Below are 14418 nucleotides of genomic sequence, written 5' to 3'. Positions count from 1 at the left end.
AGCCGGTGGTGCTGCGGCGGGTTTGGGGGTAACACCCAACGCCTGCAACCCTTTCAGCGCCATGTCATTCTTGGGATCAAGGCGCAACACTTGCTCGAGAGCGGCCTGTCGCTCTTCCCGATCCTCTGCGACGCCGGCCAGCCAGAGCCACCCCTGAATATTCTCCGGATGTTCACGGGTCAGCAGGCGGAAGAGCTTGCGTGCTTCGTCCTTTTCCCCTTTACGCACGGCCTCAACGCCAAGCTGCAAGATGCTGTCGGGATCCGCCATGACCTATCCTTCCTTTTACTCCCGCCTGAAGGCAGCGATCAGGATTCTGCGGTAATCGCGCCTATTCTAGCATGGATACTAGCAACGGTCAACACTTTTTGGTGTTAATGTCGCACGCATACGCGCTAGATACCATACATAGCCATTAAAAGTGCAAAGAGTTTTTTACCGATCAAAGCAGAGAGAGACGTTGCATTGCAACGTCTCTCTCTTTCGGAGGTTATCCGGTCATTGTCGCCTGCTCACACCGTAATCGCGCGGCCACGGTGGATCCGTCCAGCGTAGCGCGTGTCGGCTTCAGGCGGCAGCGGCGCCGTGACGAGCAACACCGCTTCGATAAAGCGTTCCAGCTCTTGCTGGCGCTCGCGCGGATCGCGCGGCTCTTCGGCCCGCGCCCGCCGGGTCAAATCGACCTGATTGATCAAAATCCGCTGCGCCGTGCGCTCGCTCTCGACGCCGATGGTGGCGGTGAAGGCGTGCAGCGTGGTTTTGACGAAGTTGGCCAACGCGAATTGCTCGGTGGTCGAAGTTGCAGTCGTTTCTGGCGTCACCAGCGCAAGACTGGCCCCGTCGCTGAGCGCGATCTTGCGCGCCACCCGGAAGTGGTGGGTGAGCTGGTGCTCGCACAACTCGGCAAAATCGGCCTCGCTCAGCACCGTGCTCCAGTCGCTGTCTTTGCGGCCCACCAGCGGCGCGGTCGGCAGCGGGCGGAAGGGGGTGCAGACCACTGGCCCCGGCCGGCCATAGGTAGCAATCGCCTGATCGATCGCGGCTTCGATCTGATCGCCAGCGACGATGATCGGCAACCGGCCGGCTTCAACGTGATCGTGCAACAGATGGCGCATGGTTTCGGCGCCGGCTTCGGTCTCGACGATCATCACCACCTGCCGCGCGCCGTACCGTTCCAGATAGGCGCGGGCCAGCAGGTTGAGGTGCTCGGTGAGGTGTTCGCCAATCAGGTACACGGTTGCGCCAACCAGCTCGGCTAGCCGTTCTGGGGCCGGCAATCCGAACAGCTCGCCGCCGGTAGGGGTGCGCTCGTAGCGCAGGCCGCCCGACGGGTGGAAGGTCTCGCCGCTGACGTTACGGTCAGCGAGGTAGTAGACCGTCGCCATCGCCACGTCAAACTCGGTCGGCATCCGTTGCAGGTAGAGCATACCCATCACGCCGTCGCGCACCTTACGCGCCTCACGGTCGATTTGGGCGCGGGTGAAGAAGGGATCAGGCGGGGCCGGCAGATTGGCGAAGATGTCGGCGGGCAACTGATAACCGCCATTGACCAAGCGCGCCAGCAGCTTGGCCGCGATCGAGCGGTTGAGCAAGGCACTGCTCGACGAAGCCGCCGGATCGCCCTCGCTGCGCAGGCGCTTGGCCAATTCGCGCAGCTCAGCCGGCGCAGCCGGGTTGTGTTCGAGCGCCGCGACATCGTTCGGCAAGAGCAGCTCGACCAACTCGCGCATTGGGCGCGAATCGGTGCGGGCGGCGGTAATCAGGGCTGCGTGCAGATCATTGAGCCGCTTGTTTTCCAGAATCAGCCGCGCGCGCCGGGCAAACAGGCCGGGTCGCTCGCCAGTGCCGCGCAAGCGATCCCCCTCGACCGGCCCCGGCGCGATCGCGTTGATCTGCACCTCTGGGCCGAGGAAGCGGGCAAAGACCTCGGCCATCGCCCGTTGGCCGGCCTTCGAGACGGCGTAATCCGAGCGGTTGGGGTAGGGGATGGCGGCATCCTTCTCGCCGCCGAAGTATGACGACACGTTGAGCACGTAGCCGCTGCCCTGCTTCTTCATCAGCGGGGCAAGCTTGCGCATCAGCGAATAGTTGCTGATCAAGTTGGCGTAGAGGGTATTGCGCCAGCCCTCGACCGGCATATCGATTGCCATCTCTTCCACGCCGGCGATACCGGCATTGTTGATCAGGTAATCGACTGTGCCAAAGGCAGCCAGTGTGCGCTCAACCAAATCGACGAGCTGCTCTTCGCTGCTGACATCGCAGCCGGGTGCAATCTGCACCCGCTCTTCCACGTCGGTATAGCCGACTTCGGCCAGCTCGGCCCGGATCGTGGCCTGCATCTGTTCGAGCTTGTGGCGATCGCGCGCCGCCAGCATCACCCGCGCCCCGCTCAGCGCCAACAGCCGCCCGATCTGGCCGCCAATCCCGGCGCTGCCGCCGGTAATCAACGCCACTTTGCCCAGATGCAGACCGATCAAGCTCTCGGCCCAACCGACGGCGGCGCTGCGCGCGCCGGTGGTGGCGCTGATGTTGGCGGGAATCGTCAACGTGATCTCGTTGATCTGGCGCTGGCTATGCAGCAACTGGGCCGTCCATGCGCAGGCGAACTCAAGCCCTTCGAGGCTGCGGTTATTGAAGCGCACGATCTGGTTGGCCCACACCGCCGGCAAGACATGCTCGCCATTGGCGACCGCCCGCTCGTAGTCGAGCGCCGCTTCGTGCCGCCACACCCGGATCAATTGCTCGATTGCGGCGCATTGGATGCGACCATAGGCGTTGCCGCCCGCTTCCGCCCCATTCGAGAGGAAGATCACCCGCGGGCCGCGCGCGCGCGCTCCCGGCGTCAGGCGCTGCGTTTGCCAGTAGCGCGCCAAGCGGCTGGCAATCACGATCGAACCAACAATTTCGTTGGCGAGGAAGTTCATTACGTTGCCGTCATCAACCTCGATCACCTGCGTGGCCGGTTCGCGGCTGGCAGCGGGCAGGATTACTGCCGCGTGAATGCCGCCGGTATTCTCGCCGGCCCAGTCAAAGATGGCATCAATCGTCGCTGGATCGCGCGGATCGAGCGGCAAGGCAATCGGCGGCGTGAAGGCGTCGCCAGCCAAGCGCCGGCTCTCGCTGACCGCCTGCTCAAACTGCTCAATCGCGGCTTCCGAGCGGAAGCCGATAATCACTTCACTGCCGCAAGTGCGGAGCATTCCGGTCAGTGCCATCACCTCTTCGATCTGATCGCCGGCACAGATCAGCGTCGTGCGCCCGCTGGCATCAATCGTGCGCAGGTCGGTGCGGGCCAGCAAGCTGGTCTCGCTGCTGGCCGGCAGCTCCATGCCATGGGTCACTTCAATCGTCTCACCGGTGAGGGCAGCAGCTTCATCGCTGGCCAGAAAGACCGCAGCGTCGGTGACATCGCCAATGGTGGGGAAGCGGCGTTCAAGTTGGCCGTGATCATCGGGCCGGTGGAGCCGCATAGTGGCAAAGAACTGGTTGGCCGTATCGCCTTCTGGCCGCCCTTTGAGCTCATCCATGCGTTGGAAGACGGTGCGGATCCGTTCGCTCTCAATCGGGCCGGGGAGGATAGTGTTGACCCGAATCCCGCGCGCGCCAAGTTCGCGCGCTGCGATCTGGGTCAAGGTATTGAGCGCCGCTTTCGGTGCGACGTACGGGATGCGCCCGTAGTATTCGGCGCGTGAAAAGATAGTCGAAATGTTGATGATCACGCCGCCAGCCGGAATGTGTGGCGCAGCTACCCGCATCAGATGCCATCCCATCCCCAGCAAATTCGCAACGCTTTCTTGCAGCGTCTCGTCGGCGCCAGGGCCAAGATCGGCGGCTGTGAGCGGAATCTCGGCTAACCGCCGCTGCGCGCCGGCGCTGCCGGCATTGTTGACCAGAATGTCGATCCGGCCATGCCGGCCAACGATGGCCTCGATCCCGGCTCGCACCGCCGCCGGATCGCCGCCGTCCATCACTTCGAGATCGATCCGTTTTGCAGGCACACCCGCTTCAGCGCGCAGCCGGTCGGCTAACGCCGCGAGCTTGGCGCTGTTGCGACCACTAATGACGATGGTTGCCCCCTCGGCCAAAAACCGCCGAGTCATATCACTGCCAATGTTGCCGGCCCCCCCGGTAATTAGCGCAATCTTTCCTGCCAGACGCCCTGTCACGCTCATGCATTCCCCCATCGCCAACGGTTCATCGTCGACTATTGATTGATGCTTTACCGATGGGTATAGTATAACATGACGTTGTTCTAAATTTCACGCACGGTTGACGCTTTGCGGCATAACGTTAAGAGCTGGCAAGCATGGTATCATAGTCGCTCCCATTGGCAGGTTCTATTACTCGCACCGGGAGGTTATGATGGCCCGGTTCCCTTCCCCACGCGCTATCCGCACTCTTGAGCAACTCCGCCGCGATCCGCTCGCGTTACTGGCTGATCTCGCCACGCGCGGCGATGTGGCGCCGTTTCGCGCCGGCCCGCAAGCCATGCTGCTGGTCAATCATCCAACCCTCATCCGCGAGGTGTTGGTGACGTACAATCGTGCCTTTGTCAAAGGCCGGGTGTTAGAGCGGGCGAAACGGTTGCTGGGTGAAGGCTTGCTGACCAGCGAGGGTGAGGTGCATCTCCGCCAGCGCCGGTTGATCCAGCCGGCCTTTCATCGCCAACGCATCGCGGCCTATGGCGCAGCGATGGTGGCGGCGGCGGCAGCGCGCAGCGCGCGCTGATCTGATGGCGCTGTGCTTGATATGAGCCGTGAGCTGCAGGCGATTACGCTGCGCGTAGTCGGTGAGACGCTCTTTTCCGCTGAGACGGAAGCCGACGCTGCCGATGTCTTTGCCGCGATGCATGATCTAGTGGCGATGTTTGATCTGGCGGTACTACCGCTCGCCGACTGGTTGATGCACCTGCCCTTGCCGCCGGTGCGCCGGTTTCAAGCGGCTAAAGCCCGCCTCGACGCGATTATGTACCGGATCATTGCCGAACGCCGCGCCAACCCGGTCGATCGCGGCGATCTGCTCTCAATGCTGCTGATGGCAGTCGATCACGAGGGCGATGGCTATCGCATGACCGATACCCAGTTGCGCGATGAGCTGCTGACCATCTTTCTCGCCGGTCACGAAACGACGGCCAACGCTTTAGCATGGGCCTTGTATCTGCTGGCGCAGCATCCTGCGATTGCTGCCGCATTGGTAGCCGAACTCGACACCGTGCTTGGCGATCGCTTGCCAACCGTGGCCGATCTGCCAGCGCTACGCTACACCGAGTGGGTGTTTGCCGAGGCGCTGCGGCTCTACCCGCCGGCATGGCTGATCGGGCGGCGCGCCATCGCACCGGTGATAATCGGTGAGGTACGGGTCGCGCCGGATACGATCGTTCTCATGAGCCCGTGGTTAATCCATCACGATCCGCGCTTTTTCCCCGACCCTTACCGGTGCGATCCGTTGCGCCACACCCCGGAAGCGCGGGCCGCGCGCCCGAAATTCGCCTTCTTCCCGTTTGGTGGCGGGCTGCGTAACTGTATCGGCGAGCCGTTTGCGTGGATGGAAGGGGTGTTGGTGTTGGCGACGCTGGCCCACCGTTGGCGTTTTGAGCCGGTGCCTGAGCATCCGATCGCATTGCAGACCGGCATTACCTTACGCCCGCGCTATGGGATGCCGTTACGGCTGCGGTTGCGTCAGTCGATCGTAAGCCATGCATGATACAATGAAGTGAGATGATTGTTTTCAACGATGATACAGATTGCAAGAAAGCTGCGATGAATGAGGCAGTGATGTCCGGCTACGAGGCGGTGTATGCTGGCGCCGTAGCTATTGATGAGTCAGACCGGGGCCGGTTGTGGATGCGGGGCCGTGATCGGGCCTCGTTGTTGCATCGTCTCTCGACCAACCATATCGAGCGATTGCAAGCCGGTCAAGGCACATTGACCGTGCTGACCACGCCGATCGGGCGGATGATTGATCTGTTGCGCGTTTATGCGCTGCCCGATGCCTTACTGTTAGAGACCGGCCCTAGCCATGGGGCACCGATACTGCGTCATCTGCGCAAGAATATCTTTTTTAACGATCAGGTGACGGTGGCCGATGCCGGCGCTGAGTTGGGCCAGATTGGCCTCTATGGGCCGCAGGCCGGCCAGATTGTGCAGGCGTTGGGCTTGCCGGTTGAAGTGCCCCGCTACGGCATTGCCAATGGCGAGTGGAGTGACGCGCAGGTGTTAGTGGCGCGCTGCGATCCGCTCGGTGGCGATGGCTATACCCTCTACCCGCCAGCGGCGCATACCGCGGCGCTGCTGGCGGCATGCCAAGCGGCAGGTGCGACCATCCTTGATGCGGATACGTTTGAGATTGTGCGGGTCGAACACGGCTACCCGCGCTTTGGCCGCGAAATCACGCTCGACTACATCCCGCTCGAAGCCGATCTCTGGCGGGCGGTGAGTTTTCAAAAGGGTTGCTACGTCGGCCAAGAGATCATCGCGCGTATGGAGAGTCGCGGGCGGATTGCGAAACAGTTGCGCGGCGTGCGATTGCTGGCAGCCCCCCAATCCCTGCCGGCAAAGGTCGTTGCCGATGGCAAAGAGATTGGCGATCTGACCAGTGCGGCCTGCTCGCCGCGCTATGGCTGGATTGGGTTGGCCTACCTGCGGAGCGCCTACGCTGAACCTGATGTCACCGTGTTTATCGATGATCAACCGGCCATCGTTTGCCGCCTACCGTTTACAGCTACAGCACAGGTTCACGACCAATGACTCGCACGGCACGCCGTCGCCAATTGATCGGCGATCTCGAACGCCAGCGCGATGCGCTGCGCCGCCAGCAAGAGCGCGATCAACAGATTTTGGCGGCTCTGTACGCGATAGGGTTGGCTGCGCGTAACCGCCCGTCGTTGCGCGTGATCTTTGAAACGATCGTGCGTGAATTGCACAAGGTGTTCGATTTTGATGCCTGTTACCTTGCCTTTTGCGATGAACGGCCTGAACTGTTCAAAGCTGCGCTCTTGTATGACGAAGGCCAGATTGAGTTTCTCGAAAACCGTGAATATGGCTACTTGACCGGCCTGATTGTGCGCCGGCGCGAGCCATTGCTCTTCCGCGATCTGTTGGTTGAGCGCGATCCTAGTTTGCCGCCGGTACCGTTTGGCAACTCCGCCAAACTCTCGCGTTCATGGATCGGCGTGCCGCTGATGATTAGCGAAGCAGTGGTTGGGGTTATCTCGCTGCAAAGTTATCAGCCGAATCGTTACACTCACGAGACGCTCGATCTGTTGCAGCGGATTGCCAATGTGATCGCATTGGCGCTTGAGAATGCAGTGCTGGTTGAAGAGCAAGAACGGCTGAGCCGTGAATTGGCGATGCAACTGGCGGCGCGACGCGAAGAACTCGCTGCCCTGAGCGCACTCGCTTCGACGCTGGTCGATCCGCGCTCGCTCGATGAGTTGCTCGATCAGGCGCTAGCGATCGCGATGAGTACCTTGCATTTCGAGGCCGGCAATGTGCGCTTGCTCGACCCCACCAGCACGCTCTTGGTCTTGCGCGCGCAGCGCGGATTTAGTAAAGAATATATTGAGCAAACCCGGCAAATTCCGCTTGAAATCAGCCCCCTACGCGAGGTGGTCACGCAGATGCAGCCGCGGATCGTGAGCCGTGAGTGGTATGCCCAGTACGACCCGGCTACGTTTCCGCCCCATCTCTTTCCCCGCTTTGAATCGACGATTAACTTGCCGCTGGTGGTGGGCCGGCATGGGTTGGGTACCTTAAGCTTTTTCGGTTTTACGCCGCGGGAAATCGCGCCGCACGAGCTGGTGTTGGCCCAGTCGGTGGCAAATCAGATCGCGATCCTCGTCGAGCATAGCCGCTTGACCGAAGAGCGTGAGCGCCAGATCGCCGAGTTGCGCGCAATGCGTGAAATTAGTCTGGCGGCTTCAACCACCCAAACCGCGCGCGATCTGTTGCAACGCACGGCGGCTGATCTGCAATCATGCTTAACGTTCGATGTCTTTTCAATGGTGATTTACGATCCAGTACGCCATTTGATTAGCGATGGCATTACGCTTGATGAGGGCCAACTCTACACCTATTGGATCAGCCAGCCGCCGCCGCCCCGTTCGCTGACAGCGCGGATTCTGCGCGAACGCCAACCGATCTTCTTGCGCGATCTACCGGTTGAGATCCAGACGTTGGCTGATGTCGATAGCATTATTGTCGGCGCCGAACGCACTGCGCGTTCGTGGATGGGCTGGCCGCTGCTCGATCGCGATGGGCGCGCCATTGGCATGGTGAGCGTGCAGAGCTACCGTCCGCATGCCTTTACGCCGCGCGATATGGAATTTCTCGGTAATGTGGCGGCGCAATTAGCCTTGCACGTGCAGAATGTTACCTTGCTGGCGCAACGGGCGCGCCAGATTGCTGAATTGCAGGCGATTAATCAGATTGGTAAGCTGGTGGCCGCCTCGTATGATCTGAGCCGGATTCTGAATGAGGCCCGCCAGATCGTGGTTGATCTGACCGCCGCCTCAGTCTTTTATTTGCTCCTCTGTGATCCGCACTCGCGTTTGGTGCGCTACGCCATCTTTGTTGAGCATAACCGTCCGTTTGGCGATGAACTGATGGGCCGGCGGACGCCGCCGGATTCGCTGACCGATTGGTTGCTGACGAACCGGCAGCCGCTGTGCTTTCACGATCTGACCGTTGATCGCCAGTGGATTGACAAGATGGGGATCAAGCCGCATCCGATTGGTTCGGCCCACCTGATGCGGTCGTGGGTTGGGGTGCCGATATTAGCTCACCACGAGGCGGCCATCGGCGTGGTCGTGCTGCAAGATGAGCGTCCTTATCAGTACGATGATGGCACGATTGATTTTCTGGCCCAAATCGCCAGCTTGATTAGTCTAGCTGTGCAGAAGGTGCAGTTGTTTGAAGAGCGCGAGCGGCAGGCGCGCGAGAATGCACGGCTCTTTGAGGCGGCGCAGGCGCATGCGATCGCCGCTGAACGGCAAGCGGCCCGCATGGCGTTGGTCAACCGGATTGCCGGTTTGCTCGCGGCTCGTCTCGACCAACAGGCGATTCTCGACATTGCTGCCCGCGAGTTGGTGCAGCTCTTTTGGGCCGATCATACTGGCTTAGTGCTATTTCACGACGATGAGACTGGCGAAGTCGTGGCTGAATATCCACCGACCGGCATTCTCGGCGCGACGATCGATTTGCGTCACAATCCGTTGGTTGAGGCGCTCTGCACCGCGCGACGTCCGCAAGTGATCGCCGATATCGAAACCGACCCGCGCGCTGCGATCTCGCGCGACCGCTGGCGGGCAATGGGGTTGCGGTCACTGGTGGTAGTACCCTTGATCAGTCGCGAGCGTGTGTTTGGCTCGATCTCGTTTGATAGCTTTGGCGAGCCGCGATCATACACCGAGGAAGAGCTGGAATTGATGATGACAGTGACGACCTCGGTCGCGACCGCCTACGAAAATGCGCTGCTCTTCGCTGCCGAGCAAGAGCAGCGGCGCACGGCTGAGACGCTGCGCGAGGTGGCCCGCGTGCTCAGTTCGAGTTTCGACCCTGATGAGGTATTGCAGCTCGTACTGGCCGAATTGCGCAAGGTGATCAATTACGACACGGCCACGATCATGCTGATTGATGATCAAGTGTTACGGATTGTGGCTGCCAGCGGTTGGCCGCCTGAAGAGATGCCGCTCGGGAAAATCTTGCCGCTCGAAGGCAGCGGCGCCGGTCAGGTCTTGCGCGAGCGCCGGCCAATGTTGGTGGTTGCGCCGCCCGATGGCACGATCTGGCCGCCTAGTGATATTGGTGAACGCATTTTGACGTGGCTGGGCGTGCCGTTGATCGCCAAGGGGCGAGTGTTGGGTGTGCTCAATATCGATTCGTATCGCCGCTATGCCCTTAGCGAGCGTGATCTCGATGTCGCGTTAGCGTTTGCCAATCACGCGGCGTTGGCAATCGAGAATGCGCAACTCTATCAGGAATCGGTGGCGCGAGTCGAACAAGAACTGGCGATTGCCCGCCAGATTCAATCGAATCTCTTTCCGCGCGAACTGCCGACGTGCCCCGGTCTCAGCTTGGCTGCCCGTTGTTTGCCGGCCCGCGAGACCGGCGGCGATTTCTACGATGTGATCGATCTCGGTTCGCGCATCGGGGTGATCGTTGGTGATGTCAGCGGCAAGTCATTGCCGGCGGCGATGCTGATGGCCGTGGCCCGTTCGACGGCCCGCTCCGAGGCGCGCAATCACGAGTTGCCCCGCTTGGTGTTGGCCGAGACCAATCGCTGGCTGGTGGATGATGTGCCGCGCAATGCCTTTGTCGCGTTGGGGTATGCGTTGATCGACCCGATTGAGCTGCGGTTGACCTTGGCCAATGCCGGCCAGTTAGCGCCCTTGTTGCGCCATGCCGATGGCGGCATAACGTTTCTGGAAACGGCTGGCGCACTGCCGTTAGGCGTACAGCGCGATACCCGCTACAATCAGATTGAGCTAGAGCTGGCTCCCGGCGATACCGTCGTCTTCTACACCGATGGCATTGTCGAAGCGCAGAATGCCCAACGCGAATTGTTCGGGTTCGACCGGCTCGAACAATTGGTGCGCCACTGGGGCCATTTACCGCCCGAAGCTCTGCTTGATCGCCTGTTGGCGGCAGTGCAAGCGTTTAGCGAAGGGCGCATGGTTCACGATGATATGACGCTTGTTGTAGTGCGGGTCGAGTAGGCGCATCGCGTTGCAATGCCCTGCCCGGTGCAGCCATCCCCCCTCGCCTACTGTCATTGCGCGCCGCGCGTAGGGGAAGAGCGATGCTCTGCCCCCGTGCGGCGCAGCCATCCCCTGCGAGCGCGGGAGCAACCTGCACAGGCACCCATTCCGCGGAAGGAGGGGCGCTGCTGCGTTCCACGCCTGTCATACTTTGCCCGCAATCCAGCGGCTCCCCCTCGCTCGCTGTCAGGCGGGAGAGGGGGCCGGGTTCCTTGCCCCGCGCGGCGCAGCCATCCCCTGCGAGCGCGAGAGCAACCCGCACAGGCACCCATTCCGCGAAAGGGGGAGATTGCTTCGGGGGCTACGCCCCCTCACAATGACAGAAGGAGGGGCTGCGTCCCCTCGCACTGACAGGCGATGATCCCAGCAAGTGGTATACAATGTTGTTGGCTGGCTGGCGATCCACCGCAACTGTTGAATGGAGGTCATTGTGCTGAGTGTGATTGAGCCGGCAGCGCTGTGGCTGTTTGCGCTCGCCATTCCTTTGCTGTGGTTCATGTGGCTTGGCCGTGCCGATTTGCGCCGGCGCCTTGGCCGGGCGCGGATGTTGGCGCTGGTCGTTGTGCGCTTGGCGCTGCTCGCAGCGTTGGTGTTGGCGTTGGCCGGTTTGCAGGTGGGCCGTCCGGTACAAGCGATTGCCACGGTGTTTCTGATTGATGCGAGTGATTCGGTGGCGCCGGCCCAGCGTGCTGTTGCGTTGGCATACATTGAACAGGCCCTCGCTGCCGCTGAACCCGATGACCGGATGGCGGTGATCGTCTTTGGCGCGCGCGCGGCGGTTGAGCGTGTCGCCGAGCCTCCCCGACCGCTCACCCGGCTAGATTCGCTAGTGATTGCGTCGCGCACAAACATCGAAGATGCAATCCAGCTTGGCTTGGCGATCTTGCCCGGCACGATGCACCAACGCCTCGTGTTGCTCTCAGATGGCGGTGAAAATGAGGGTGATGCGCTGGTCGCTGCCCGGCTGGCCGCAGCTCGCGGCGTGCCGATCGAGGTGGTGCCGCTCTTGGCTGAGCGCGGCCCTGATGCGCTTATTACTGCGTTGATCGCGCCAACGACGGCCAGTGTTGATCAAACCATTCCGCTCATGGTGCAGATTGACAGCGAAGTGACTGGCCCGGCAACGGTGCAGCTCATCGTTGATGGTCAAGTAGCGGCGGAAGAGCCGGTCACGTTGGTTGCCGGTCTTAACCAAATAACGCTCAATACACCGGCGGGAGATTCCGGTTTTCGCCAGTTTGAGGCGCGTTTGATCGCGCCATTCGATGCCCAACCGGCCAATAATCGCGCTGTAGCGTTTACCTTCGTCAGTGGGCCGCCGCGGGTGTTGCTGATCACGGTTGAACCCGAACGCGCTGCAGCGCTAGCTGCCGCATGGCGTGCTACCGGGATTGAGGTTGCTGTGCAAGCGCCAGCGCGAGTTCCGGCCAATCCGATCGATCTACGCGCTTTCGATGCAATTGCGCTAGTTGATACGCCGGCGGAAGCAGTTTCAACAGTTCTGCAACGCGCCTTGACCGCGTATGTCCGCGATTTGGGTGGCGGATTGTTGGTGGTAGGGGGAACCCAATCGTTTGGCGCTGGCGGTTGGCGGCGGTCGTTCCTTGAGCCGATCTTGCCAGTGGCGCTCGATCCGCCGTTGCGCGAAGAGCGGCCCGATCTGGCGCTGGTGTTAGTGATCGACCGTAGCGGCAGTATGAGCGAGCTAGTTGATGGCCGGCGCACCCAACTTGATCTGGCCCGCGAAGCTGTCTATCAAGCCAGCCGCGGTTTATCGCAACGTGATCAGATCGCCATTATCGCTTTCGATAGCTTCGCCGATACGCTGCTGCCGTTGCAACCGCTGCCTGATCTGTTCACAATCGAAGATGCGCTCAGCCGGTTGGCCGCCGGCGGCGGCACCAATATTCGCAGCGGGGTGGCGCTCGCCGCCGAGACGATCGCGCAAGCGAATGCCCGCATTCGCCACATGATTCTGCTCACCGATGGCATCTCCGAAACCGATTATGCCGATCTGGTCGCTGATCTGCGCGCGCAGGGGGTGACGGTCAGCACGGTAGCGATCGGGCTGGATACCGATCCGGCGCTTGAACGCGCGGCCCAAATCGGCGGCGGGCGCTACTATCTGGTGCAACGGGCCGAGGCTGTGCCTCAGATCTTTCTCGAAGAGACGGTGCGCATCGCTAATCGTGATCTGATCGAAGAGCCATTTGTGCCGGCGCTGGCCTTGCCCGCCCCATGGCTGCGCGACCTTGGCCCTTTGCCGCCGTTGCGTGGCCGGAATGCTGCCGATCATCGCTTGCTGGCCCGCGCGCTGTTGGTGGCCGATGACGGCGCGCCGCTGCTGGCTACGGCGCAGGTTGGCTTGGGGCGCGTGTTGGCGTGGACGAGCGATCTGAGTGGCCGTTGGGCGGCGGCGTGGTTAACATGGCCTGCATTTCCCCGCTTTGCCGCCAATCTGGTCGCCGAGACGCTGCCGCTCAGTGGCGGGGAACGGCTGTCACTCGCTGCGTCGGTGATTGCCAATCGCGCCGAGATCGATCTCATCGCGCTTGATGAGCGGGGCTTGCCGCTGGAACTTGGCGAGATCCGCAGCCGGGTGAGCGGTTTGGCAACCAATTTTGAGCTAGTGTTTACCCAAGTCGCTCCCGGTCGCTATCGCGCCATTGCGACGATCGATCAGGCGGGAGCGTATCTGGTGCAGGTTAGCGCGTTCGATCGCGCTGGCCAGCCTCTCGGCAGCGCCACTGCCGGCTTCGCCGTGAGCTATTCGCCCGAATATGGCCGGTTTGCCGCGAACCCCGGCTTGTTGGCCGATATTGCTGCCCTGACCGGCGGCAGCGTCGATCCATCGCCAACTGCGCTCTTTACGCCTACCACCCGCGCCGTGTACGATGTCTGGCCCGTGACAATTCCGCTGCTCTGGTTGGCGCTGATTCTGTTGCCGGTTGATATTGCCCTGCGCCGGTTGTTCGTGCCGTTGCCCGCGTTCACCGCTGTGCCAGTCAAACGTCCGGCCCGCCGGGCGGCTGCGCCTGATCCGCTAGTCCCACCGGCTGCCCCGCCTCCGCCTAAGCCAGCGGCTACCCTCAGCGACGAAGAGCGGATTGCGGCATTGCTGGCGGCCAAACGGCGCCGGCAGCGCAAAGAGTAGTGACGCTTTATGTTATACTGCCAAAAAGTACCGGTTCTCGCTGTCACCGTTGGAGCAGCCCATGCCAACTGAACAACCAACAGTCGTCGTGCGGCCCGCCATCACCTTTGCGGTTGCCAGCGATGAAGAGCTTGAGCGCCCGTATCGCGTCATTGTCGAAAATGATGACGTGACGCCGATGGATTTTGTTGTCATCGTGTTGCGCGTCTTTTTTGAACTGGATCTGGCCCGCGCCGAACAGGTGATGCTTACGGCGCATTACGAAGGGCGCGCGCTGGTGACGGTATTGCCGTTCCAAGCGGCGCAAGAGCGGGTCTATCAGGCTCATCACGCCGCCCGCGAGGCTGGTTATCCGCTCACGTTCTACCTTGAACCGGATCAATAATGGCCAGTATGTTACTGGCCGCTTGTGGATTGATAGCAATGCCTGTCGCGCTTGCGCCCCTCCCGCTTCCCGTTGCTAGCGGGAAGCGCTAGCTGCGCTGCTTGGCAGGAAGTAACGCGCAAC

General features: G+C 61.5%; 5 protein-coding genes and 2 pseudogenes. 5 read left to right on the top strand and 2 right to left on the bottom strand.

Annotated features, from left to right (window positions below; translation table 11 throughout):
- A pseudogene (locus U9R81_RS00870) lies at positions 1-270 on the bottom strand (hypothetical protein); the annotation flags it as partial.
- A gap of 242 nt (positions 271-512) precedes the next feature.
- A complete protein-coding gene (locus U9R81_RS00865) occupies positions 513-4172 on the bottom strand; it encodes an SDR family NAD(P)-dependent oxidoreductase (RefSeq protein WP_322493657.1) in 3660 nt (1219 codons plus the stop codon).
- 187 nt (positions 4173-4359) lie between these two features.
- On the opposite strand from U9R81_RS00865, the pseudogene U9R81_RS00860 reads away from it, so the two are divergent.
- From U9R81_RS00860 to U9R81_RS00840, 5 genes and pseudogenes are all read left to right on the top strand, one after another.
- Positions 4360-5703: pseudogene (locus U9R81_RS00860) on the top strand (cytochrome P450).
- Positions 5704-5774: 71 nt separating this feature from the next.
- Positions 5775-6746, top strand: a complete 972-nt coding sequence (locus U9R81_RS00855; RefSeq protein WP_322493656.1) for a YgfZ/GcvT domain-containing protein — start codon at positions 5775-5777, stop codon at positions 6744-6746.
- Complete coding sequence (locus tag U9R81_RS00850; RefSeq protein ID WP_322493655.1) at positions 6743-10714, top strand: GAF domain-containing protein; 3972 nt, start codon at positions 6743-6745, stop codon at positions 10712-10714. Before U9R81_RS00855 ends, U9R81_RS00850 begins: the two co-directional genes overlap by 4 nt.
- Before the next feature lie 472 nt (positions 10715-11186).
- The gene (locus tag U9R81_RS00845; RefSeq protein WP_322493654.1) at positions 11187-13910 is read left to right on the top strand and encodes a VWA domain-containing protein; all 2724 of its coding nucleotides are present in this window, start codon (positions 11187-11189) and stop codon (positions 13908-13910) included.
- A gap of 61 nt (positions 13911-13971) precedes the next feature.
- The gene (locus U9R81_RS00840; RefSeq protein ID WP_322493653.1) at positions 13972-14295 is read left to right on the top strand and encodes an ATP-dependent Clp protease adaptor ClpS; all 324 of its coding nucleotides are present in this window, start codon (positions 13972-13974) and stop codon (positions 14293-14295) included.
- Positions 14296-14418 lie beyond the last annotated feature (123 nt).

Source organism: Chloroflexus sp. (assembly GCF_034435895.1).
Lineage (GTDB): Bacteria > Chloroflexota > Chloroflexia > Chloroflexales > Chloroflexaceae > Chloroflexus.
Note: the sequence above shows the minus strand (reverse complement) of the source record. Positions and strands in the feature narration are given on the sequence as shown.

Excerpts from the sequence above, each read along its gene's own strand:
- U9R81_RS00865 (WP_322493657.1), bottom strand. The coding sequence starts at position 4,172 with ATGAGCGTGACAGGGCGTCTGGCAGGAAAGATTGCGCTAATTACCGGG.
- U9R81_RS00855 (WP_322493656.1), top strand. The coding sequence starts at position 5,775 with ATGTCCGGCTACGAGGCGGTGTATGCTGGCGCCGTAGCTATTGATGAG.
- U9R81_RS00850 (WP_322493655.1), top strand. The coding sequence starts at position 6,743 with ATGACTCGCACGGCACGCCGTCGCCAATTGATCGGCGATCTCGAACGC.
- U9R81_RS00840 (WP_322493653.1), top strand. The coding sequence starts at position 13,972 with ATGCCAACTGAACAACCAACAGTCGTCGTGCGGCCCGCCATCACCTTT.